This is a genomic window from Nonomuraea helvata, assembly GCF_039535785.1.
GTDB lineage: Bacteria > Actinomycetota > Actinomycetes > Streptosporangiales > Streptosporangiaceae > Nonomuraea > Nonomuraea helvata.
On record NZ_BAAAXV010000005.1, the window covers coordinates 825,057 to 849,451 of the forward strand.

General features: G+C 67.5%; 11 protein-coding genes. 2 read left to right on the forward strand and 9 right to left on the reverse strand.

Annotation, left to right across the window (positions count from 1 at the left end):
- Positions 1–98 precede the first annotated feature (98 nt).
- Positions 99–764 carry a hypothetical protein gene (locus ABD830_RS23205; protein ID WP_344990838.1) on the reverse strand — a complete coding sequence of 222 codons (666 nt, stop codon included), beginning with the start codon at positions 762–764 and terminating at the stop codon, positions 99–101.
- 74 nt (positions 765–838) lie between these two features.
- Complete coding sequence (locus ABD830_RS23210) at positions 839–16,483, reverse strand: RHS repeat-associated core domain-containing protein (RefSeq protein WP_344990841.1); 15,645 nt, start codon at positions 16,481–16,483, stop codon at positions 839–841.
- A gap of 521 nt (positions 16,484–17,004) precedes the next feature.
- On the opposite strand from ABD830_RS23210, the gene ABD830_RS23215 reads away from it, so the two are divergent.
- Complete coding sequence (locus ABD830_RS23215; RefSeq protein WP_344990844.1) at positions 17,005–17,652, forward strand: hypothetical protein; 648 nt, start codon at positions 17,005–17,007, stop codon at positions 17,650–17,652.
- Between the two features lie 165 nt (positions 17,653–17,817).
- On the opposite strand, the gene ABD830_RS23220 is transcribed toward ABD830_RS23215, so the two are convergent.
- From ABD830_RS23220 to ABD830_RS23235, 4 genes are all read right to left on the reverse strand, one after another.
- A complete protein-coding gene (locus ABD830_RS23220) occupies positions 17,818–18,162 on the reverse strand; it encodes a hypothetical protein (protein WP_344990847.1) in 345 nt (114 codons plus the stop codon).
- An 81-nt stretch (positions 18,163–18,243) separates the two neighbouring features.
- Positions 18,244–18,540 (reverse strand): putative quinol monooxygenase, encoded by a 297-nt coding sequence (locus ABD830_RS23225; protein ID WP_344990850.1) that lies wholly within the window; start codon positions 18,538–18,540, stop codon positions 18,244–18,246.
- A 221-nt stretch (positions 18,541–18,761) separates the two neighbouring features.
- Positions 18,762–19,376, reverse strand: coding sequence for a hypothetical protein (locus tag ABD830_RS23230; protein ID WP_344990853.1), 615 nt, complete (start codon positions 19,374–19,376; stop codon positions 18,762–18,764).
- Positions 19,373–20,311: an NADP-dependent oxidoreductase gene (locus tag ABD830_RS23235; RefSeq protein ID WP_344990856.1), complete on the reverse strand. Its 939-nt coding sequence runs from the start codon at positions 20,309–20,311 to the stop codon at positions 19,373–19,375. Before ABD830_RS23235 ends, ABD830_RS23230 begins: the two co-directional genes overlap by 4 nt.
- A 95-nt stretch (positions 20,312–20,406) precedes the next feature.
- Between ABD830_RS23235 and ABD830_RS23240 the strand changes: the two genes are divergently transcribed.
- Positions 20,407–20,850: a MarR family winged helix-turn-helix transcriptional regulator gene (locus ABD830_RS23240; protein ID WP_344990858.1), complete on the forward strand. Its 444-nt coding sequence runs from the start codon at positions 20,407–20,409 to the stop codon at positions 20,848–20,850.
- Between the two features lie 26 nt (positions 20,851–20,876).
- Here the strand turns inward: ABD830_RS23240 and ABD830_RS23245 are convergent, their stop codons facing one another.
- From ABD830_RS23245 to ABD830_RS23255, 3 genes are all read right to left on the reverse strand, one after another.
- Entirely contained in the window at positions 20,877–22,265 is a 1,389-nt protein-coding gene (locus tag ABD830_RS23245; protein WP_344990861.1) for a xylan 1,4-beta-xylosidase, read from the reverse strand.
- A 152-nt stretch (positions 22,266–22,417) separates the two neighbouring features.
- A complete protein-coding gene (locus ABD830_RS23250) occupies positions 22,418–23,167 on the reverse strand; it encodes an SDR family oxidoreductase (RefSeq protein WP_344990864.1) in 750 nt (249 codons plus the stop codon).
- 41 nt (positions 23,168–23,208) lie between these two features.
- The gene (locus ABD830_RS23255) at positions 23,209–24,237 is read right to left on the reverse strand and encodes a phosphotransferase family protein (RefSeq protein ID WP_344990867.1); all 1,029 of its coding nucleotides are present in this window, start codon (positions 24,235–24,237) and stop codon (positions 23,209–23,211) included.
- Between the last annotated feature and the right edge of the window lie 158 nt (positions 24,238–24,395).

Here is a 24,395-nt window from a genome sequence, read left to right on the forward strand (position 1 = left end):
CACCCAGCCGATTCGTTGACGCCTGCCCTTTTGGTCTTCCGACGCTCCAAGGTGGCAGGGTGATGGCCCAGGAAATGACACTGGGCCAGCGCGGAACACTACTGATGGTGGGTCCTCGCGTACTCGTCTCTCCTGGCCTCGCATTCGAGGACCGGCGATCCGCGCCTGCAGGCCTGGTAGACCGCCGTCGCGGGCACGCAGACATCCCCGCTGACAGTTACCCCCCAGGCATACCTGCAATATTCGTATTCGATGTTCCCCTCGACGCAGATTCTCCGCTTCGTCACCACGCCATTAGCGTCGGGGCCGCGGCAGTCGGCATAGATCGGAACGGCGTCCTTGCAGAGCAGCCCGGCCCCCCGGTAGACGCAGGCTTCGTATACCGCGGGCGACTCACACTGCCGATCCGTCTTTCCCGTGAACCGGCAGTTCAGATAGGTCTTGGCGACATCGTCGGCGCCCGTGACACACGGCTTCCTGCCTCTTCCGGCCACGTCGGCCTTGCGGCAGTCGGCGAGAAACGCCTTCAGGTCGCGGTCGAGGCCGGCGGCCCCTTTGCAGGCTTTCCCCTTGAAGCCGGACGACTTGCAGGACCGGTAGCCGGCCCGCGACACACCCGGCGCGTTCAGCGGCGCGCCGGCGGTCCGGGCCGGGGCCCTTTCCGCCGCGGCCCCGACGGTGACCCGCTGGTGAACCGGCGTGCCGGGCCCGGCGGGCGGGCTGGGCGTCGCGTAGAGAAACCCGATGCCCAGCAGGGCGGCCATCAGCGCGATGCCGCCGTACAGCCCTGCCCGGATCCACGTGGAGCGTTGATTCCGCCTCAATGAGAGCCTCCCATTCAGGCAGGACGGATGGAGTCGGTACAAACGGAGCCTATATCGCTGGCGACGTCGGTACAGACGCGCTTGAGGATGAGCCCGGTGCCGGGGGAACTCAGGCGCGCCTTCTTCCAGGCGGCATTGACATCGGCGTCCTTGGTCACCGTGTTGATAATCTTGATCCCGTTCTCAATGAGTCCACAGACTGTGCCCGCCGCCGTCTCCGCCGGTTTGGCAATGGGTATGAAGGACAGGAAATCCTTCACCTGACAGACCCCGGGTGTCGTGAGATCGGACTTCTTGTAGATCTCCGATGTGAACCATGCCTGGACCGCCGAGTAGTACTTCTCGCACGTCTTGGATTTGTTCTTGGTGACGCAGGGCCTCTCGTAAGGGGTGGAGTCACAGAAGTCCGACTTGGGATTGGACATGCACCAGTAGATGCCGTCGGCCAGTTTTCCGCAATCGCCGACTCTCTTCGTCGCCTTGATGCAGTCCAGTTGGACGAGGCCGGCGGCGAAGCAGTCTCCGAGCGAGCCCTGAACCTTCAGGAAGCACCGGACCGTGTCATTCGCCACCTCCTTGCAGACGGAGTCAATCTGGTCGTAGCCGCTGCGAGAGCCCAGATCCTTGAGGCCTCCCTTGTAGGAGCAGACCGCGTAGACCTCGCCCGCCACCATGCACTGAGGCTTGGAACCGTGGTTGCCGTCGATGCGGCACCGCTCATAGGCTCCGGTCGCCCCGACGCAGGTGTCGTGCGCGTTGGTGTAGCGATGCATGCAGTCGACGTACTGTGGATTGCCTTCGATGCACACGAATCGGGAGATCGACTTGTCCGACCGGCAGGCGTCGTATGCCTCGATGGAATTTTTGCAGAGGCTGCCTCCGCCCTGGGTGACGCAGGCTTGCTTGACTCCGTCGCCTTCGCAGGTACTCGACTTCGTGCCCTTCAGGCGGCAGGAAGTGTAAGCCGTCCCACCGTCCGAGCACGCATTCTCGTCGCTGAGACCCTTCTTGCAGTCGACGATGAAACTCTTCGTCTCTTTGGAGATCTTCTTTTCCGCGTCACAGTTGAGCCCGTTCTTGTTTGAGAAGTTCTGCTTCTCGCAAGCCTTGTACTCCTTCTCCTTCTCCTTCTGGGTCTTCACCTTCGTCGTCGTCTTCGTCTTCGTCTTCGTTGTCGTCTTCGTCTTCGTCTTCGTCTTGGTCGCGTGCCCGTCCAGGTCCACCGAGGTCAGCGGGTTGTCATTGGCATAGGCGTAGCGGTTGAGTTGCACGCTGGGGTCGGGGGCCTGGCCGAGAGTGTCCCGGCTGACGAAACTGCCGGTGCTGGGCTGGTACCAGCGGGAGGCCATGTTCACCTTGCCCGTGTCCGGGTCGGTATAGCCGCCCTGGTAGCCCAGGTCGTGAGCCTGCCCGGTACGGGCAAGCACCTCGCCGAAGGGGTCATAGGCGACCGAATCGGCCAGGGACGTGCTACTTGCCCCGAAGGTGCCGATCAAGTCACCGCGCAGATCACAGAAGGCCAGCCGCCCTCCGGCCCCGTCCGACAATCCGAGTGTGCGGCCCAGCGCGTCGCGTCCGAAGATCGACTTAGCCACGCCGGTGTCTCCGTCGGTCACCGCCGTCAGGTTGTTGCTTATGCCGTCATAAGCCATCCGGGTGCTCTTGCCACCTCCGGTACGGCTCTCCACCCGGTCCAGGGCGTCATAGTCGTAGACGACGCCGTCGTCGTTGATCAACCGCTCGAAGGCGTCGAACTTGGTGCGGCGGACGATGCCGGCCGAGTCCTCGGCCAGGGTTCCACGGGCGGTGTAGGTGTAGGTGTGTCCGTCTCCCGAGGTCAGGCGGTTGCGCTCGTCGTAGGTGAAGGTCTTGTCGCCGGCCTTGACCCGGTTGCCCGCCGCATCCCACTCATAGCCGGTCTTGGTGCCGTCCGGCGCGGTCCAGGAGGTCAGTCGGTTGGACCAGTCGTAGGTGTAGGTGTTCTGTCCGGCGCCGCTCGTACCCGCGGTCGTCTTGGACGTCAGGTTGTCGTCCAGGTCGTAGCCGTACTCGACCGACGCGATGGGGCTTCCCGCCGAGGTGGTGAGCTGGTCCTTGGTCAGCCGGCTCAGCCCGTCGTAGCTGTAGCTGCGCCGCGCCCCGGACGTGCCGTAGGCCATCGAGGTCAGCCGCGAGTTCTTGTCGTAGCCATAGTCGATGGTCACCGCGCTGACCGGGTCGACCGATTGGGTCAGCCGGTCGGCGTCGTCCCAGGTGAAGGTGGAGGTACCGGTCACGTCCACGCGCTGAGCCAACCGGCTGTTGGAGTCGTAGGCGTAGGAGCTGACATCCCCGCCCGCCCCACTGACCTTCAGCAGCAGCCCTCGGTCGTTGAGGGTGAAGCCCAGGTCGTTGGCGCTGGTCACCCGGCCCGCGAGGTCGTAGGCGAACGTCTTGGCCTCGGTAGCGGTCTCCGCGCCGGTGCCGGTCTGCTGGGTCAACCGGTTCAGCTCGTCGAAGACCCGGTCGATGCGCACCCCGCCGGGGAGCAGGGTGGTCACCGGATTGCTCCCGGCGTCGTAGACGGTGGTCCACGTACGGTCGGCCGCCTGCGGGTGCGCCGCAGTGCTCGGCTCGATCACCGACTCGGTCAGGCCGAGACTGTTGTAGGTGGTGTAGGTGGCATTACCGCGCCCGTCAGTCGAGCGGGTCTGCGCCCCGGCGGCGTCGTAACCGAAGCTCGTGGTAATCGTCTCGGTCGCCGACACCGGCTCACGGCGCTCCACCAGCCGGTTGGCCGCGTCGAACACCTGCGTGGTGGTGTGCCCCTCGGCCGAGGTCTCGCTGACCAGGTTGTCGGCCGCGTCGTACCCGAACCGCAGAGTGCGCAGCACCGCGCCCTGCGCGTCCAGCTCCTGCGTCTGGATCTTCCGCCCGGCCAGGTCGAAAGCGGCCGTGCTGGACAGCCCCAGGGCATCGGTCGACTTGACCGGGCGCCCGGCCAGGTCGTACACGAACGTCGTGGTGTCGCCCAGCGCGTTCGTGTGCGAAGTCAGCGCGCCGGTGGCGTCGTAGGTCCGGGTGGAGCTGTCTCCGGTCGGCCGGGTGGTCTTGGTGACCTGGCCGGCGTCGTCGTACTCCATCCGGGTGACATAGGTGGCCTGAGCCGGCCGGCGCTCGATCGTCGTCAGCGTGATCTGGCGGCCCAGGTCGTCGTAGGTGGACTCCGACCGGGCGCCGGTCGGGTCGACCGTCCACAACGCCTCGCCCAGCAGGTCGTAGCCGTAGCTCGACACCGCCGCCTTAGGCGCTCTGACCTGCACCTTCCTGCCCAGACCGTCGTAGACGAACGTGGTCTCCTGCCCTCTGGCGTCGGTGTTGCTGATCAGCTGGCCCGCCGCGTCATAGCGGGAGATGGTCTTCGGCGTGACCGACTGGCCGCCCGGCGGCGTGTAGGCCGGCATCGTCTGCTCGATCACTCGGCCGGCCCGGTCCATGACGCTGGTCACGACCCTGCCTTCGGCGTCGGCCCGGTGCGTCGGCTCCCCATAGGTGTTGTAACCGGTTCTCGTCACCGGCCGCTGGTTGACCGGGGCCGCACCCGCGTGCTCCACCGCCACCGGCGGCGACTGCACCTGCGTGGGCATCCTCAGGGCGTTATAGGTGATGTTGGTGGTGTACGCCGCCTGATCGGCGCCCGGCGCGTTACCCCGCGGATCCGTCGTCGCCGTGGTCAGGCCACGGTCGTCCACGGTCACCGTGGTGATCAGATCCTCCCCGCCGTCGTTGTGCACCACCTCTCGGATCGGCTGATTGGCGGCGTTGTAGGCGTACTCGCTGACCTCGGTGCGGTCCGAGCCCGCCGCGGTCCGGCTGATCTTGATCACGTTGCCGTTGGCGTCGTAGCTGTAGCTCGCGATCCGGTTGAGCTTGTCCGGATCCGTCGCGAGCCTGGTCAGCCGTCCCGCAGCGTCGTACGTGCCTGCCAGCCGCAGCGTGCCGCCATCGGTCGTCTCTTCCACGACATTGCCTGTCGCGTCATACACCCGTGATCCCAGCACCACGTCTCGCTGTGTGGAGGATCCGTTGAGCCGCGCTCCCTTGGCGATTCTGCTCGCCGGCAGGTCGTCGCCGTAGTAGGTGTAGGCGGTGGTACGGCCCATCGCGTCGGTCTCCGAGGCCAGCCGACCGCCCAGGTCGTAGGCGTATGAGACCATCACCACGTCGGCCACCTGCTGCGGGTCCAGCGGGCTACCGGTCCACCCCTTCAACGTGCTCGTCGCCAGCTCCCCCCGCGCCGTGTAGCCGTAATGGAAGGTGGCGCCACGCTCATCGGTGAAACTGACCTTCTGCCCCTTGTGGTCGTAGGCGAAGCGCTGCACGCCGCCCTCCGGACCGGTCACCGTCTCCAGCCGCCCGTAGGAGTCATAGTCGTAGGCGGTGGTCCTGGCCGCGTCGCCGCCGGTCAGGTCGGACAGCGTCTCGATCAGCGGCAATCCGTCCGGATCGTAGGTGCGAGTCCACTTCACCGTGTGCGTCACGCCGCTGACTTCGTTCTTGACGCCCGTTCCCGTACGCGAGGTGTTCCTGCCGAGCGCGTCATAGGTGATCGTCGTGGCCAGCCCGTCCGGGAACGCCTTCGAGATCTCGGTCTCCTTGACCGCCCGGCCGAGCACGTCGTACTCCCGCGCGTACGTCAGCCCGGTCGCCGTGGCCTCCACGGCGACGTCCCCCGACGTGGTGTAGGCGTAGGTGACCTCGTTGCCGTTGTAGTCCTTGGCCGACTCCAGCAGTCCTGCCGGAGTGTTCCCTCCGCCCGCCGCCGGTTCCGTGCCGTCGGTGTAGGTCTTCACCGCCGAGCGGCCCTGCGGGAAGTCCGCGGTGGCCGGGGTGGTCTGCTTGATCTCCTCGCCATAGGTGTTGAACGTCCAGGACGTCTGGTACGTCTCGTCTGTCGGCGAGGCCGACCTGCCGTCCCGGTGTGCGATCTTCAGGTCGTTGCGAGCGTCGAAGGGATTCTCGGCATTCAGGAAATAGGCGAAGTATTCGGTGGAACAATTTCCGGCCGCCCGGCAGGTCTTCTTGGACAACATGTTGCCCCGGGCGTTGAACGCCATCTCCACCGCATTCCCGTTGGGGTCGTATTCCTTGGCCGGGAACCCTCCGATGTCATAGGTGTACTTCGTGGTCGCGCCGACCTGGTCGGTCACCGACACCTGCCGGTAGCCACGCTGCGCGTCGGCGACATACGTGACGACTCCGTCGTGCGGGTCGGTCACCGTCACAGTGGCGAAGGTCGAGATGGTGGTCTGCTTGGCGTACACCGGGTCCGACAGCTTCCACGTGCCGCCGTGCGCGTCGGTGTGCGTCACCAGCCGGCCGCCGTCGGGGTTGTAGGCGTTGACCACCCCGACCCGGCCCGACGGCTGGGTCACCTTGGTCAGCTGCGGCTGCGGCTTCCCTGCCGCGAAGTGCCGCTGCACGGCCGCCGCGCCCAGCGGCTTGCCATAGATCGCGACCTCGTCGATGTCGCCGTTGAACGGGAACAGCGCGCCGCTGCCAGTGGTGGATGGCCAGGCCGAGGAACTGTAGCCGGAGCCGATCCGGGTCTCCACCATGTCACCGTGCTGGATCTCCCCGGCCCGCGTGCCCGCCGCGACTCCGTCCAGGTACAGCGTCTGGGTGTGCTCCGCCGGCGCCGAGCTGGTGGCGGGCTTGGTCTCCACCGCCGACAGCACCACATGGTGCCAGGCTCCGTCGTTCACCGCCCCGGAGGAAGTGATCGGGGTCTGCGCGATGGTGGACAGGCCGGTGAAGAACTGGCCGCGCAGCTTGCCGTCGGTGCCGACATACACCACCGGTACGGACGCCGACGGCTGGTTGTCCGCCTTGTCCTGCATGCCGATGACCGTGCCGGAGGCGGCGGTCTTGAACCACGCCTCGACCGCAAGCTCCCCGCCCTGGCCGCTCACAGCGTTCCGCGGGAGCTGCACGAAGGTCGAGGTCGCCGCACCCTTGAAACGCATGGCGGTGTCCGGCGATCCGGCCAGCGCACCCGGCACCTGGGTGCCGAGGTCGGCCGGGGTGGTCCCGTTCAGCTTGGCCTGCTCCTCGGTGATGTTCCAGCCCGCCGCGCTCGCGACGGTGGTGCCGGTACGGGTCTCGGCCTCGTTCAGCCGGTAGTAGTACTCCGGCCGGTCGTCGGTGATCACGCTCTTGTACCGCGAGCTCGTCCCGTAGGTGTAGCCGGTGCAGTCCGTCGCCGAGGTCGGCGGGCACACCTTGACCAGCAGATCACCCTCATAGGTGTAGGTCCAGGTCAGCGGGTTGCCGTCCACCGGGTCGGTGGACACGCTCGCCACGTGGTTCCCTGACCAGGTGAACGTCAACGACCGGCCGCCCGTCGCGGTCACCTTGGCCAGCTTGCCATCGCTGCCCCGGGTCAGCTCCTGAGCCCGTCCCCGATGATCGGTGATCTTCGTAAGGAGCCCGGACGCGGCGAACCAGTAGGAGGTGGCCGACTTGTCCATCAATCGCCAGCCACCCGCCTGGTCGGCGGCCATCGTCGCGAACGTCCCCTGCGGAGGCGCATACGTGCCGTTGCCCGTGGGCGCGAACCGCAGCTGCTCACCGCCCGGGTAGGTCACCAGCAGGTTGCCTGTCGGCTCCGCCTCGATCCGCATGTCCCAGCGGGTTGTCCACCCGGCGCCGAACATGCCGTCGGTGCGCGGGTCCAGGCTGTTATAGGTACGGCTCACCGACAGCGGCGGCCCCACCACCGCCACTGAGGCATCGGTCGAGGTGTGCGCGAAGTTGCCCGAGGTGTGGTTGAACTCGCGGCCCTGTGTGCCGGCGGCCAGCAACCCATTGATGTTGCCCTGCTCCGGCACCGGGGTGAAGGTCCGCCACGAGGAGGTCACCGTGGTGTACGTCGTGGCCGCCTTGGCCATCCACGAGTACGTCTCGCCCCACTTCAACCGCTTGTCGTTGACCTGCCAGGCGCCTTCCGTGGTCCACTGTTCGGTCTGCTCCGCGGAGTCCTTACACCAGCGCCAGTTCGGTGCGCTGCCCGCGCAGATCTGGAACCAGTACTTGACCTCGCCCTTGTTGAAGGGCCGCGCGTTCGCCGACAGCACCGGCGTCAACGTGCCCACCTGGCTGTTGTTCTCCGGGGAGAACGACTCGAACGGCAGCGCCGCCACACTCGCGTACACCCAGTCAGACCACGGCCCCGACACTCCAGAGATGGTGGTGGCGCGTGCGCGCCAGCGGATGTGCCAGCCATCGGTTAGCTTGTCGGCCGGTACGGCGGTCCAGGCGTTGGTGCCGGAGACGTACTCCTTGTCCGAGGAGCCCGACCAGATCAGGCCCGTGCCCTCGTCGCCGGTGGCCGGGTCGTGCTCGACCTCGACATCGAGCTTGCTGGGCCGGTTCTCGGGATCGGTCACCTTGGCGTACATCCACGGCGTCAGCGACTCGGCGGTCCACGAGGTCGTGCCGCGGATCGCCGGGTTCATCCCCAGGCCGTCGATGCTGGGCTTGCGGAGGTCCACGGTGCCGTTCTGCCAGGGGGACCATTCGCCTTCAGCGCCGGCGGTGGTGATGCCGCGTACCCGCCAGCGGACCTTCATCCCGTCCGACAGTTTCCCTGCCGGGACCTGCACCCAGGCATTGCCGCCCGAGGCGTAGGAGGCGGTGCCCTTGCCGGACCAGATCAGACCCGTGCCCTGGGCGGGAGCAGCCGGGTCGTGCTCGATCTCGGCGCCCAGCACCAGCTTCGAACCACCGGCGTCGGTCACCTTCGCGTACAACCACGGTGTAGCCGAGGCGACCGTCCACGAGTCGGTGCCGCGGGTGGCGGGCACCGCACCCAGGCCGTTACCCGCCGTGCCGCTCACCGCGACGGTGGACGCCTGCCACTCCGTCCACGGGCCCACCACCCCATCGGAGGTGGACACCCGTACGCGCCAGCGGACCAGCCAGCCGTCCTTCAGCTTGCCCGCCGTCACCGCGGGGGTCTGCAGCCAGCACCTACTGGTGGTGTAACAGCCGGTGCTCGACAGGTCACCTGAGCCCGACCAGATCAGGCCCGTGCCCTGCGTGGTGACCGAAGGGTCGTGTTCGACCTGCGCCTCTAGGCGCAACGTTCGCGAATCGGGGTCGCCGCCGTAAGCGTAGAAGGTGGGCTGCGTCGAGGTCAGCGTCCACAACCCTGACGTCTGCTGTCCTGGGGAGCCCGTCGCCTCTGAGACCACGGGCTTGGAGGCGTCCACCCGTGTGGCCTGCCACTCCGACCACTGACTGGCCACTCCGTCGGCGGTGGACACCCGTACGCGCCAGCGGACCTGCCAGCCGTCCTTCAACTTGCCCGACGTCACCGCAGGCGTCTGCAACCAGCACCTACTGGTCGTGTAACAACCACTGCTCGACACCGTGCCAGTACCGGACCAGATCAAACCTGAACCCTGGCCGGCGGCCGACGGATCGTGCTCGACCTGCGCCTCCAGACGCAACGGCCGCGAATCCGGGTCACCGCCATAGGCGTAGAAGCTCGGCTGCGTGGACGGCAACGTCCACAAACCCGCCACCTGCTGCCCCGGAGAGGCCAGCATCTCCGACACCACCGGCTTGGAGGCGTCCACCCGCCCGGCCTGCCACTCCGACCACTGACTGGCCACCGCGCCGGACGTGGACACCCGTACGCGCCAGCGGACCAGCCAGCCGTCCTTCAACTTGCCCGACGTCACCGCAGGCGTCTGCAACCAGCACCTACTGGTCGTGTAACAACCACTGCTCGACACCGTGCCAGTACCGGACCAGATCAAACCTGAACCCTGGCCGGCGGCCGACGGATCGTGCTCGACCTGCGCCTCCAGACGCAACGGCCGCGAATCCGGGTCACCGCCATAGGCGTAGAAACTCGGCTGCGTGGACGGCAACGTCCACAAACCCGCCACCTGCTGCCCCGGAGAGGCCAGCATCTCCGACACCACCGGCTTGGAGGCGTCCACCCGCCCGGCCTGCCACTCCGACCACTGACTGGCCACCGCGCCGGACGTGGACACCCGTACGCGCCAGCGGACCAGCCAGCCGTCCTTCAACTTGCCCGACGTCACCGCAGGCGTCTGCAACCAGCACCTACTGGTCGTGTAACAACCACTGCTCGACACCGTGCCAGTACCGGACCAGATCAAACCTGTGCCCTGGGTGGTGGCCGTCGGGTCGTGCTCGACCTGGGCCTCCAGGCGCAACGCCCGGGCGTCGGGATCGCCGCCGTAGGCGTAGAAGCTCGGCTGCGTGGACGGCAACGTCCACAAACCCGCCACCTGCTGCCCCGGAGAGGCCAGCATCTCCGACACCACCGGCTTGGACGTGTCCACGCGCGCGAACTGCCACTCCGACCACGGGCCGGACACCAGCGCGCCCGGAGCGGCGGTGGACTGCACCACCGCGCGCACCCTCCACCGGATCTGCCAGCCGTTCTGCAACCCCGTCACCGCGGGCGACTCGTGCGAGGCCAAGCACGTCTGGTTCGTGAAACAGGTGTCACCGAACGTCGTGCCCTGCCCGGTCCAGATCAGCCCCGTACCCTGGCCCGTCGCCGCCGGGTCGTGCTCGACCTCCGCCTGCAGCACACCGGGCCGCCGGTCGGCGTCGGAGATGGCGGCGGTGAAGGACGGGTTGGTGCTCGGCAGTATCCACTTGCCGGACACCAACTGGCCGACAGACGTGGACACCGTGCTCACGGCAGGGCCGGGCGGGATCGTCTTGGAGATCGTCGTGTCCACGCGCGCCGACACCCACGCGGACCACGGCCCCGACGCCCCGGACGTGGTGGTGGCGCGGGCGCGCCAGCGGATCTGCCATCCGTCGGTCAGCTTTCCTGCCGGTACGGCCGCCCAGGCGATCGTCCCCGTCGCGTAATCCTTGTCCGAGGAGCCCGACCAGATCAGCCCGGTCCCCTGCCCGGCGGCAGCCGGGTCGTGCTCGACCTCCACGTTGAGCTTGCTGGACCGGTTGTCCGGATCGGTCACCTTGGCGAACAGCCACGGCGTCAGCGTCCCCGCCGTCCACGACGCGCTGCCCGGCAGCGCCGGGTCCATGCCCAGCGACTCGACCGACGGCTTGTTGAGGTCGATGCGTGCCTGGGTCCAGTCCGACCACGGGCTGATGGCGCCGGTGGTGGTCTCAGCACGCGCCCGCCAGCGAATCCTCATCCCATCGGTCAGCTTCCCGCCCGGTACCTGCACCAGCGCGTTGTCGCCGGAGTGGTACGGCTGAGCGCTCTTCCCCGTCCAGATCAGGCCGCTGCCTTGGCCGGTCGCGGCCGGGTCGTGCTCGATCTCCACGGCGAGCAGGGAATCTCTGGTCTCCGGGTCGGTCACCTTCGCGTAGAGCCATGGCGAGGTCGCCGCCGCCGTCCAGCTTCCGGCGTCCCAGGTCGCCGGAGTCATCGACAAGCCCGACACCGAGGGTTTGCGCAGGTCGATGCTGGTGGAGGTCCAGTCGGTCCATGGGCCGAGGGCGCCGGTGGCGGTCTCACCGCGTACGCGCCAGCGGACCTTCATGCTGTCGGTCAGCTTTCCTGCGGGGAGCTGCACCCAGGCGTTGCCGCCCGAAGCGTAGGAGGTGGCGCCCTTGCCCTCCCAGATCAGCCCCGTACCCTGCCCGGTCGCGGTCGGGTCGTGCTCGACCTGCGCCCACAGTTTCGAAGCGCGCGAATCAGGGTCGCTGACCTTGGCGAACACCCACGGCGTCACCGACGACGCCGTCCACGACGTCGCGCCCTTGGTCGCCGGGGTCAATCCGGCGTCGGAGGCGGCGGGCTTCGTCACGTCGACGGTGGCGCTCTGCCAGGGTGACCATGTGCCCTCCACGCCGGCAGTGGTGACGCCGCGTACCCTCCAGCGGACCTTCATGCCGTCCGCCAGTTGCCCGGCCGGGACCTGCAGCCAGGCATTGCCGCCCGAGGCGTAGGAGGCGGTGGCCTTGCCGGACCAGATCAGTCCCGTGCCCTGTGCCGGTACGGCCGGATCGTGCTCGACCTCCGCAGCCAGCACCAGCTTCGAACCGCCGGCGTCGGTCACCTTCGCGTACAACCACGGTGTGACGGACGCCAGCGTCCACGAGTCGGTACCGCGGGTAGCGGGCACCGCACCCAGGCCGTTACCCGCCGTGCCGCTCACCGCGACCGTCGACTCCTGCCACTCCGACCACGGCCCGGCCACCCCGTCGGAGGCGGACACCCGTACGCGCCAGCGGACCAGCCAGCCGTCCTTCAGCTTGCCCGCCGTCACCGCAGGCGTCTGCAGATAGCACCTACTGGTCGTGTAACAACCACTGGACGACAACGAACCAGAACCCGACCAGATCAACCCCGTACCCTGCGCCGCGACCGACGGATCGTGCTCAACCTGCGCCTCCAGACGCAACGCCCGCGAATCCGGGTCACCGCCATAGGCGTAGAAGGTCGGCTGCGCGGACGACAACGTCCACAACCCCGCCACCTGCTGACCCGGGGAGGCCGTCATCTCCGACACCACCGGCTTGGAGGTGTCCACCCGTCCGGCCTGCCATTCCGACCACTGACTGGCAATCCCGTCAGCGGTGGACACGCGGACCCGCCAGCGGATCAGCCAGCCGTCCTTCAGCTTGCCCGCCGTCACCGCGGGAGACTGCAACCAGCATCTGCTCGACGTGTAACAACCGCCGCTCGACACCGCGCCGGTACCGGACCAGATCAACCCTGTGCCCTGCGCTGCGACCGCGGGATCGTGCTCGACCTGCGCCTCCAGACGCAACGGCCGCGAGTCGGGGTCGCCGCCGTAGGCGTAGAAGGTCGGCTGCGTGGACGGCAACGTCCACAAGCCCGCTACCTGCTGTCCCGGCGAGGCCAGCATTTCCGACACCACCGGCTTGGAGGCGTCCACGCGCGCGTACTGCCACTCCGACCACGGGCCCGCCTCCCCCTCAGCGGTGGACGCCCGCACGCGCCAGCGGATCAGCCAGCCGTCCTTGAGTTCGCCCGACGCCACGCTTGGGGTCTGCAACCAGCACCTGCTGGTCGTGTAACAACCGCCGCTCGACACCGCGCCGGCGGCCGCCCAGATCAGGCCCGAGCCCTGGCTCGCCGCTGACGGGTCGTGCTCGATCTCCGCCTCCAGGCGCAACGGCCGCGAATCCGGGTCGCCGCCGTAGGCGTAGAAGGTCGGCTGCGTGGACGGCAACCTCCACAGTCCTGACGCCTGCTGTCCTGGGGAGGCCGTCATCTCCGACACCACCGGCTTGGAGGTGTCCACCCGTCCGCCCTGCCACTCCGACCACGGGCCCGCCACCTGGTCGGAGGTGGACACCCGCACGCGCCAGCGGACCAGCCAGCCGTCCTTCAGCTTGCCCGCCGTCACCGCGGGAGACTGCAACCAGCATCTGCTCGACGTGTAACAACCGCTGCTCGACAGCGTGCCGGTATCGGACCAGATAAGCCCGGAGCCCTGGCCGGCGGCCGACGGGTCGTGCTCGATCTGCGCCTCAAGGCGCAACTTGCGTGAATCGGGATCGCCGCCGTAGGCGTAGAAGGTCGGCTGGGTGGACGGCAACGTCCACAAGCCCGCTACCTGCTGTCCCGGGGAAGCCAGCATTTCTGACACCACCGGCTTGGAGGTGTCCACGCGCGCGTACTGCCACTCCGACCACGGGCCCGACACCAGCGCGCCTGCGGTGGCGGTGGACTGCACCACCGCGCGCACCCGCCACCGGACGTGCCAGCCGTTCTGCAGCCCCGTCACCGCGGGCGACTCGTGCGAAGCCCAGCACGTCTGCCCCGTGAAACATGTTTCGTCGAACGTCGTGCTCTGCCCGGACCAGATCAGACCCGTACCCTGGCCGGTCGCCGCCGGGTCGTGCTCGACCTCCGCCTCCAGCACGCCAGGCCGCCGGTCCACGTCCGAGATCGCGGCGGTGAAGGACGGGCTGGTGGTCGGCAGTATCCACTTGCCCGTCACCAACTGGCCGACAGGCGCCGACACCATGCTCACTGCGGGCCCGGGCGGGATCGTCTTGAACACTGTCGTGTCCACGCGCGCCGACACCCACTCCGACCACGGCCCCGATACGCCGGACGTGGTGGTGGCGCGAGCCCGCCAGCGGATCTGCCATCCGTCGGTCAGCTTCCCTGACGGCACGACCGCCCAGGCATTGGTGCCTGACACGTACGCCTTGTCCGAAGAACCCGACCAGATCAGCCCCGCCCCCTGAGCGGGAACGGCCGGGTCGTGCTCGACCTCCACGTTGAGTTTGCTCGACCGGTTCTCCGGATCGGTCACCTTGGCGAACAGCCACGGCGTCAATGTTCCCGCCGTCCACGACGCGGAACCGGGAAGCGCCGGGTCCATCCCCAGCGACTCGACCGACGGCTTGTTGAGGTCGATGCCGGCAGCGGTCCAGTCGGTCCATGGGCCGAGGGCGCCGGTAGTGGTTTCACCGCGTACCCGCCAGCGGACCTTCATCCCATCCGTCAGCTTTCCTGCCGGGACCTGCACCCACGCGTTGCCCCCCGAGGCGTACGCCGTGGTTCCCTTGCCCTCCCAGATCAGCCCCGTACCCTGCCCCGTCGCGGCCGGGTCGTGCTCGACCTGCGCCCACAGTTTCGAAGCGCGCGAATCAGGATCACTGACCTTGGCATACACCCACGGCATCACCGACGACGCCGTCCACGACGTCGCACCCTTGGTCGCCGGGGTCAGCCCAGCATCGGACGCGGCCGGCTTCGTCGCATCGACGATCGCGCTCTGCCAGGGCGACCATGCGCCCTCCACGCCCGCCGTGGTCACACCACGCACCCGCCAACGGACCTTCATCCCGTCCGTCAGTTGCCCAGCCGGGACCTGCAGCCAGGCATTGCCACCTGAAGCATAGGAGGTCGTGGCCTTGCCAGACCAGATCAGCCCCGTACCCTGCGCCGGTACGGCCGGGTCGTGCTCGACCTCCGCGCCCAACACCAGCTTCGAACCACCGGCATCGGTCACCTTCGCGTACAACCACGGTGTGACGGACGCCAGCGTCCACGAGTCGGTACCGCGGGTAGCGGGCACCGCACCCAGGCCGTTACCCGCCGTACCGCTCACCGCGACCGTCGACTCCTGCCACTCCGACCACGGCCCCACCACCCCATCGGAAGCCGACACCCGCACCCGCCAGCGGACCAGCCAACCATCCTTCAACTTGCCCGACGTCACCGCAGGAGACTGCAGATAGCACCTACTGGTCGTGTAACAGCCGCTGCTCGACAGGTCACCTGAGCCCGACCAGATCAGGCCCGTGCCCTGCGTGGTGACCGAAGGGTCGTGCTCAACCTGCGCCTCCAGGCGCAACGTCCGTGAATCGGGGTCGCCGCCGTACGCGTAGAAGCTCGGCTGTGCGGACGGCAACGTCCACAGACCCGCCACCTGCTGGCCTGGGGAGGCCGTCATCTCCGACACCACCGGCTTGGAGGTGTCCACCCGTCCGCCCTGCCACTCCGACCACGGACCGGCCACCCCGTCGGCAGCCGACACCCGCACCCGCCAGCGAACCAGCCAACCATCCTTCAACTTGCCCGACGTCACCGCAGGCGTCTGCAGATAGCACCTACTGGTCGTGTAACACCCACTGGACGACAAAGAACCAGAACCCGACCAGATCAACCCCGTACCCTGCGTCGCAACCGAAGGGTCGTGCTCAACCTGCGCCTCCAGGCGCAACGTCCGCGACTCCGGATCTCCGCCGTACGCGTAGAAAGTCGGCTGAGTTGACGGCAGGCTCCATATCCCGGACGTCAACTGGCCTGGGGAGGCCGTCGCCTCCGACACCACCGGCTTGGAGGTGTCCACCCGTCCGGCCTGCCAGGGCGACCACGCACTCACCACGCCGCCGGACGTGGAGACCCGCACCCGCCAGCGGATCAGCCAACCGTCCTTCAACTTGCCCGCCGTCACCGCAGGGGACTGCAACCAGCACCTACTGGTCGTGTAGCACCCGCTGGACGAAAGGTCGCCGGTAGCGGACCAGATCAGCCCCGTACCCTGGGTGGCGACCGAAGGGTCGTGCTCGACCTGGGCCTCCAGACGCAACGTCCGCGAGTCCGCGTCCCCGCCGTAGGCGTAGAAGGTCGGCTGCGTGGACGGCAACGTCCACAACCCCGACACCTGCTGGCCGGGAGAGGCCAACATTCCCGACACCGCCGGAAGCGCGGCGGCCGTGACAGCCTGCGTCCAGGTTGCCTTCGCATCGTCCTGCGCCGCGCTTCCCAGGGAGACCTTGTGCAGGCCGGCGCTCTCAGCGCGAACACGGGTCTGTCGTCCGTCGTTCGTCGCTTGTGCTGATCCGGCGGCGTCGGGGGACGATTCCCAGGTCAGCGGCGGCGGGCTGTTCAGTCCGTCTGCGGCCGGCTCGTCCACCATCTCGCGCGGCTTCTCCAGCGGAAGCGAGCCCTTGGGCCGCTTGCTGTCGCTGTCCGTCTTGCCCTCCGCCTGGGGCTGAGTGGCGGCCGGGCCGACGAGGTGCGGCAGATTCGCCGCGGACCCGGAATCCTGGACAGGTGCACTGTTGACGGAACCTGAAGACGGGGAAGCGGGGATAGCCAGCCGGTTCGGAGAAGGGGCGACGGCGAACGCCTGCGTCTCCAGCGCGAGAACGCCCGGCATGAGAGCCACGGTCACGACCAGGGCGACGCGACTCGCCCATCTCGATGGTCCACTCTGTCCAAGCCCTAACCGGCTCCGACCCAGCACCCTCGCAGCTGCCTGAACACGCCGCATGGCCACGCCCACACTCCCCGTAGACCAGAAACCCCAAGGGCCTCAGGCGCATCCCCATAAGCGCCACATAAATAACGCCACAGATATACACAGATAGGATGAACCAGGAATAGATCTTGACAAGCTGGTAAGAGTTGATGCAGAGGGCTGGCGAATTGAGTCAGCTCATGGAGTTCGGGCAGCTCACATGCCTGCAACGCTGGCAAACCAAGAAGGCCATGTGACGGAAATCACAGAGGAAGTGCTAATTACCCAAAAATGTGATGTAAATCCTGTAACTACTCCGTCACGATGAGCCTCACATCACCGGCGCAACTGAAGTCGCCAGGGGCTGTGGCCAGTTAACGGGACAGACTCCTCCAGCACCGAGCTCGCCGCCACCACCGTCTCGCGCGTCTGCTCACACGGTGGACAACGACCACCCGTCCAAACAGCCCATGCCTTATCCGCCCAGCTCAGCCGCTCCCTCGGATGGAGCCAAACCCGTCCTCGCCATCCGGCTGGGCGCCCAGCGAAACTTGCACGCCGACATTGGCATCCAACAGCGCATGAACGTACGTCGCCTCATATATTCGACCGCTCTGGCAGCCCCGGTTCTGTATGCCGCGGTCAACATGACCGCGCTCCAGCTGATCGCCCATCCGAAGGGAGAACTCAATCCCTGGTACGAAGAGCCATGGAATGACATATTGCTGGAACAGCTGAAGCGCGAGGTCGCGCATGCGCGGAATGTGACGCTCGGCATCACCATGGTTCTGGCCGCCGAGGCGGTTCTCATCGCCGTGCTCGACCGCCTGAACCATCGATCACCTTTCAGGTCCACCGTGCCGACCGGCGTCTGGCTCATCCTGTACGAACTGACTCTGGTCGTGGGGGTGCTGCTCTCTCCCCTGACACGGTTTTGGCTGCTCAATGACGATAGCGATCTTGAGATGATAGCTCCCGAGTGGCATTCTCCCGCGTTGATCGCCATTCCCGTCCTGACTCTTATAGGCTTGATCACTTGGATGTCCGGCCCGCCTGACGCCGTACCGGGTCCGCGCGATGAGCGGTGAGGAGGTCAACGTGCCTTGGGGGAAGGCGCGCAGGCCGGATCCGTAGCCAGCGGCGTTGTGGAGCAAGCTGATCAAACCAGTGACCACTGCAGAAGATCTACCTCACCTCGGATCGCCTTCATTACCCCTACAAGGCAAAGTTGCAGCCCGAGCCTGATTCACAGTTCAGGTCAGCGTGCAGCGCGTGTTGCACACCGGGCAGTAAGCCCGCTTGGCGTTGGAGCTGACCTCGACGTCACACCGTGCGCAGCGCCCGTCCTCCCACAGGCCCTGCTCGGGTCCGGGACCATCGTCGTAGTGGTCCCGATCGGGCCACGCCACCAGCGTCACGTCGATGCCGGCAGGCTCCTGCTCGTAGACGGTGGCCGTGGCCAGGACCAGCGTCGTACGCATTCCGTTGCCGTCCTCGGCGTGCTGGGGCAGGACCCGGCGCAGCACGTCGACCAGTTCGCGCACGGGTAACCGCCCGAGTTGCCGGGCCAGGCGGACACGGTCCTCATCGGTACTCACCCGAACGACCGTAGCTCGAAAGTCGGTGTTGCCGACCTGGTGCGGTGGCCACAAACGTGCGCCGGGTCTGATGAACTGCAGTCACACGTCGAAGCGCTCGACTGTCGGGAGAACTCCGGGTGCCCACAGAGCCACGAGAGCGTCAACGCGTGAGGAGTAGTCGTTGCGCTCCGCCTCCATGTGTTTCTCCAGCGTCTCTTGGCTGGCCCACTGTTCGAGTATCACCAGCCGGTCAGGGGCGTCCAGACTCTGGAACAGTTCGTACTGCTCGCAGCCCTCTTCTTGCTGCACGAGAGCCTGCAGCGCCTTGAAAGCGCTGGCGAAACTGGCGGCCTGGCCAGCGGCAACCTGGATCGTGATGACATGACGAACAGCCACAAGGTCTCCCCTCGCTAGTGCGACGCAAAGCAGACTAATCGCCCGGATCATTGCAGACCAGCGGTCGCTGTTGCCCAAACTGGAGCAGCCACCAGACCCGGCGAACGTTTGTGGCCACCGCACTAGCTGCTGCTCGGGGAGAACGAGCGGTGGGCCTGGCAGTCTCGCGCTCCGGGAGGCCGCTTTGGCCCATCCCGGACGCAAGTACGGCGTGCGTTTGGTCAGGCGGTGTCGAGCCTGGTCAGCTCGATGTTCAGTGCTGAACGGATGTAGATCTCGATGAAGCCCGGCAGCCATCCCTCATATGTGCGCCTGCTGAGCGTCTGGGCAAGGCGTTCGTCCGGCTCCTGAGTGAGGTTGACTATCCGCCACAGATTCAGCGGCTCTTTCTCATCGCCGGCGACCGCGTGCTCGATGTGGAACAACGGCTGCTTCGTTCCCGCCCGCAGCGTGGCGCCGGTCGGACCGGGCAGTTCCGCCGCGCCGATGAAGGTGACCCGTTGCTCGGCAGGGTTCAGGTGGACCCTTTCCAGGACCAGCCCGAAGTCGTCCTGCTCCATCCAGCGCCGTTGCTCTGAGGAGCGGTCGAACGTCGTTCGATCGTCTGCGGCGTTCCAGGTGACGGCGCTCCCCTCGCGTACGACGTAGGGGAGGTAGATGTCGGGATGCCATGCCTTGCGGACCTCGAGGTCCCACAGCATGGTGCGGGTGAAGGTCAGCGGCTCGCTTGTCTTGTACCGCTCGGCGAGCACGCGGTTGATGTCGATGGAGGGTGGCTCGAAGCGGGTGTTGCGCGGATCGGCCCATGCCCGGGCGAACTCGTCCTCGTGGTTCATGGCCGGTCTCGCGGCGTCAGGACGAGGCGGCCGCGAAGGCCGCCCTTGGCGAAGAGTTCGTGGGCCTGGGCGGCCTGGTCGAAGGTGAAGGTCTGGGCCAGCCGGAGGGTGAGCCGACCCTGTTCGACGAGGGTGACCAGTTCGCTGAGGCGTGCGCCGTCACTGCGGACGAAGACGGTCTCGACTCTGATGCCACGCTCGGCCGGTGGCGTGGCGGGCGGCATCACGCTCACGAACGTGCCACCGTCCCTGACCGCGGCCAGCGCCGGGGGGCCGATGACCGCCGCGTCCAGCAGTCCGTCCACGCCCTCGGGCATGATCGCGCGCAGGGCGCGGGCCGGGTCGTCGGAGCGGGGAAGGAAGGTGGCTCCGAGCCTGCTGATGAAAGTCTCGTCCTGGGGAGAACCGATACCGATGACGTTGAGACCCCGGTGCCGGGCCAGTTCGACGGTGTAGCCGCCGACCGCGCCGGCTGCTCCGGTGACGGCCACGGTTTGGCCTTCGGTCAGGCCGAGCAGGTCCAGAGCCTGGTCGGCGGTCAGGGCGTTGACGGGGAGCGTCGCCGCTTCGGCCGGGTCGACTCCGGCCGGAGCGGACGCGACCGCGGCGGCGTCCAGCACGACGAACTCGGCGTGCGTGCCGCGCTTGGTTGTCAGCCAGTCGGACATGCCGACGACGTTGTCTCCTGGCGCGAAGCCGGGCGTGGCCGGTCCGACGGCGTCGACCCAGCCGGCCACATCCCAGCCCAGGACGTAGCGCGGTCCCGCGGGCAGCATCGGCCCAAAAGCGCCGGAACGGGCGGCGACGTCGGCCGGATTGACGGTCGCCGCCTCGACGCGGATCCGCACCTGACCTTCGCCGGGCTGGGGTAAAGGCTCGTCGACGACGGCCAGCACGCTGGGGTCGCCGAAGGAGGTGAAGCCCACTACACGCATGGTGATCTCCCTTGTAGACTCAACAGATGGTTACGGGCATAACGTTATGCGCCTAACCATTATGCACGTAACCATCTCGCACGCAAGGAGGCCTGGTGGACTTCGAACGGGCCGAGGCGCTGAACGGAGCGATCCGGATGATCGCCCTGAAACACCGGGCCCGGGCCGGCGCCAAGCTCGCAGAGCTGGGACTGCACCCAGGGCATGAGGCCGTGCTGCTCCTGCTCCACGCCGACGGCCCGCAGACTCAGCGACAGCTGGCTGCCGGAGCGGGTTGCGAACCACCCAGCATCACCCTCATGGTGCGCAAGCTCGAGGCGGCGGGGCTGGTCAGCCGCGTCGCCGCGGTCCAGGACGCGCGCGCGAACGTCGTACAGCTGACCGACAAAGGGCAGCAGGTCATCCCGCAGCTGAAGCAGCTGTGGCAAGATCTCGCGGACGAGACCGTCGCAGGCCTGACTGACACCTCGGTCGATCAGATGATCAAGGCGCTCACCGACCTGGCTCACAGCCTCCACAGCCAAGCACCAGGTGCCTGAGGCGGCTCAGAGCGAAGCGAGCGCTTTCAGGCGCCGCCGCGGCCTGACCACTTGATCTCGTACGGTTTCAGCGTCACCCGCCGGCCGTCCACCCTCGCGGAGACGGGCCTGTCCGAGGTGTTCACCATGACGACCTGGCGCTCCTGGCCCAGTGCCGTGATCCGGGGGTTCGAGGTGTCCACCCGCTCCACCCGCACCCCCACCGGGAACCACTTCGTGAAGCCGCTGAGCAGGCCGGCCATCGGCATCTCACCGCCGACTTTCGGGGCCCACAGGCAGCCCGAGCACTCGCCCGCCCCCTGCTGCTGCGGATTCCAGTAAAGAGCGGTCGTCACGCCGCTCCTGGCGAACTCCATCAGCGCCGCCGCCTGAACCGCCGTGCGCTTCCGCTCCGACCAGCCCGAATTCTCCGGCTCGACGTACCATTCGGCCCACCACACAGGCAGGTCACGGCTCTTCTGCCGCAGCCAGGTCGTGATCGCGCCGAACTTGTTCTGGGCCGCGAAATCATCGGGGATGTTGCCCCGGTCGTTCGTCATGGAGGCGCCGTCGACGACGACGAAATCGGCGCCCTTCTTGTGGTCCAGCCAGTATTCGATCGCGTCCAGCGCCCTCTGGTCGACCGTGCCCCACGGCCCGCTCAGTTCGGAGCGGCCGCCTCTGGCGTTGCTCTCGATCGGCATGTACGGGCCGCCGACCTGGATGTTCCTGTCCACCTGCTTCAAGGCCGTGTAGACCTTGTTGTACAGCGCGGTGTACGACTCGGCGTCCCAGCGGTTCCTGGACGGATCCCAGAAGCCCTTGAACTCGTTCCACACCAGGTAGTGCTTGACGGTCGGATACTGCCTGGCGACCCTGGCGGCCAGTTTCGCGTAGTCGTCGAAGTGTTCCGGTTTCGGCGCGACCGTATGGTTCCTGCTCCAGTCCGTACGCCCGGCCTGCCCGCCCTTCATCCAGTCGGGCGCGCAGCACAGCGTGATCACCGGCACGGCCCGCGACGACGCCATGAACCTCAGCCGCCGGTTCAGGTCGCGGAAGTTGAACTGACCAGGACTCGGCTCGGGGTTGCCGACGCCCCAGCCCATGATGTGCTGGTTCTGCAGCATCGGGACCCGGCCGAGCATGCCCTTGGCCTGCTCGGCGACCCGCCGCGGCTCGTTGTCGGCGCTGTACTGGGTGTGGGTGACGCCCCAGCGCGGCCAGTTGGCGAGCGCCGGCGGCTGCTCCAGCTGCGGCGCGGGCTCGTTGGGCACCGTCGAGGCGACCTCGTCGCCCCTGAACATGCTCCGGGCCTTGCTGCGCGTCGAGGCGTAGACCATGATGCCCGCCACGAGCACCACCGCGAGAATGCCCGCTCCCAGAGCGAGCGGCCACGGAGATCGTCGCCGCGCGTGCCGGCCGTCAGTTGGAATCACTGGAGGCTCCTCATCGTGGCGCAAATGTACAAGGGGCTCACGAGCCGGCGAAGGTTTTTCAGGGCGCGCGAACATAAGGAAACGCACAAGAGCCGGGATAGCCCCGGCTCTTATTACGGTAATAATCCCGCTTGCAAGTGACTTGCCGTTTATCAGAGCGCGGGTGGCCGCTGGCCTCCTGCGGGGCCCGGCACCCCCGCATAGCGGTACGGCACCGGCTGTCTGCCGGGCTGCACGACCAGGAGCGTGCCGGGGGTGTCGGCGTAGAAGGCGGATTCGACGGCGGCGGCCACGTCCTCTGCCGTGAGCAGCGGGAACCCGGCATCGACGAACATCTCCCGCGACTCGGCCACCAGCGGCGTGTCGGTGAATCCCGGGCATACGGCGTTTATCCGGATGTTCTGCACGGCCAGCGGCTCGGCGAGCGCCCTCACCAGGCCGACGACGGCGTGCTTGGTCATGGTGTAGATCGGGTCGCCGGAGAATCCCACGAGTCCGGCCAGCGACGAGGTGGCCACGATGGCGCCCCCGCCGGACCGGATGAGCAGCGGGACGCTGGCCCGCACCCCGAACACGACGCCGTCCATGTTCACCCCGACCACCTGGCGGTACCGCGCCACGTCGAAGTCCGCGAGGTCCACCTGCCCGGAGACGCCCGCGTTGAGGTGGACCAGGTCGAGCCGGCCGAAGCGCCGCTCGGCCAGCGCCACCGCCTCCAGGGAGGCCTCCTCCTGGCTGACGTCGGCGGCCAGCCACGCGCCGCCCAGCTCCTTGGCCAGCCGCTCGACGCCTTCGCCGTCGAGGTCGACGAGGACGCATCTGGCACCGCCCGCCGCCAGCCGCCGCGCCACGGCGGCGCCGATGCCGCTGGCCGCTCCGGTGATGAGTGCAACAGTGCTCATGGTGCTCCTTGAGGGCTGAGGATCAGGGGTGCCCGTACGGGTCAGGGCTGGTCGAGCATGCGATGTGCGCGGGAGATCAGCGTCGGCACCGCGGAGCCGATGCGGTCGAATCCCTCCCCAACCGTCTTACCTTGCCGGAACCGGGCGTGGATACCCTCCACGATGACCGCGAGCTTGAAGTTTCCAAAAGCCACATAAAACCCAAGATCTGAAATATCCCGGCCTGAAACCTTTGCGTAGTGGGCGGCGAACTCCGATGAATTCATGAACCCGGGCGCCACTGTCACATCTCCCGCCACCGGAATCCCGGCCCGTTCCGAATCCCCCCGATCGTGCCAGTACGTCAAAGTGAGCCCCAGATCGGCCAGCGGATCACCCAGCGTGGACATCTCCCAGTCCACCACGGCCGCGATCTCGGGAGAGTCGCCAAGCTTGATCAACGTGTTGTCCAGCCGGTAGTCCCCGTGCACCAGCGTGCTGTCGGACGAGGCGGGCAGCCGCTCCCGCAGCCGCCGCACGAGCCGGTCGTACTCGGGCAGATCCGCCGTCTTCGACCGCTCCCACTGCTGCCCCCAACGGTCGAGCTGCCTGCTCAGGTACCCCTCGGGCCGCCCGAAATCCCCCAGCCCCACCTCGCGGTAGTCCACCGCGTGGATGGCCGCCAGCACCTCGGCCAGCCGCTCCGACAGCCGCCGCGTCCGCTCCGGCGAAGGCGAGCCCAGCTCTTCCCGGGTCCGTACGGCCGCGCCCGCCACGTACCCCATGAGATAGAACGGCGCGCCGATGACTGACTCGTCCCCGCAGAACGCGACCGGCGAGGGCACCGGAACGGGCGTGGGCGCGAGCGCCGAGATGACCCGCCACTCGCGCCGCATGTCGTGGGCGGTGGGCAGCACGTGACCGAGCGGCGGCCTGCGCAGCACCAGGCGGCGCTCGCGGGCCTCGACGAGGTAGGTCAGGTTGGACCTGCCGCCGGAGATCAGCGAGACGGACAGCGGCTCGCCCGCGTCGGGCACGTGCCGGCCCATCCATGCGACCAGTGCGGGCCGGTCAATGCCAGGTACGGTCATGGACCAACATTAGAACGTCACTCGGTCCTGAACACCAGCTGGGAGTTCTGCAACGTTCCGGACCTGCGGCAATGACGCTTCTAGTAATAACCTTTACTCTGACCGTACAGGTCCCCCCTCAATATCGAGAAATAGTGGCATGCCAACGGTAGGAGCCC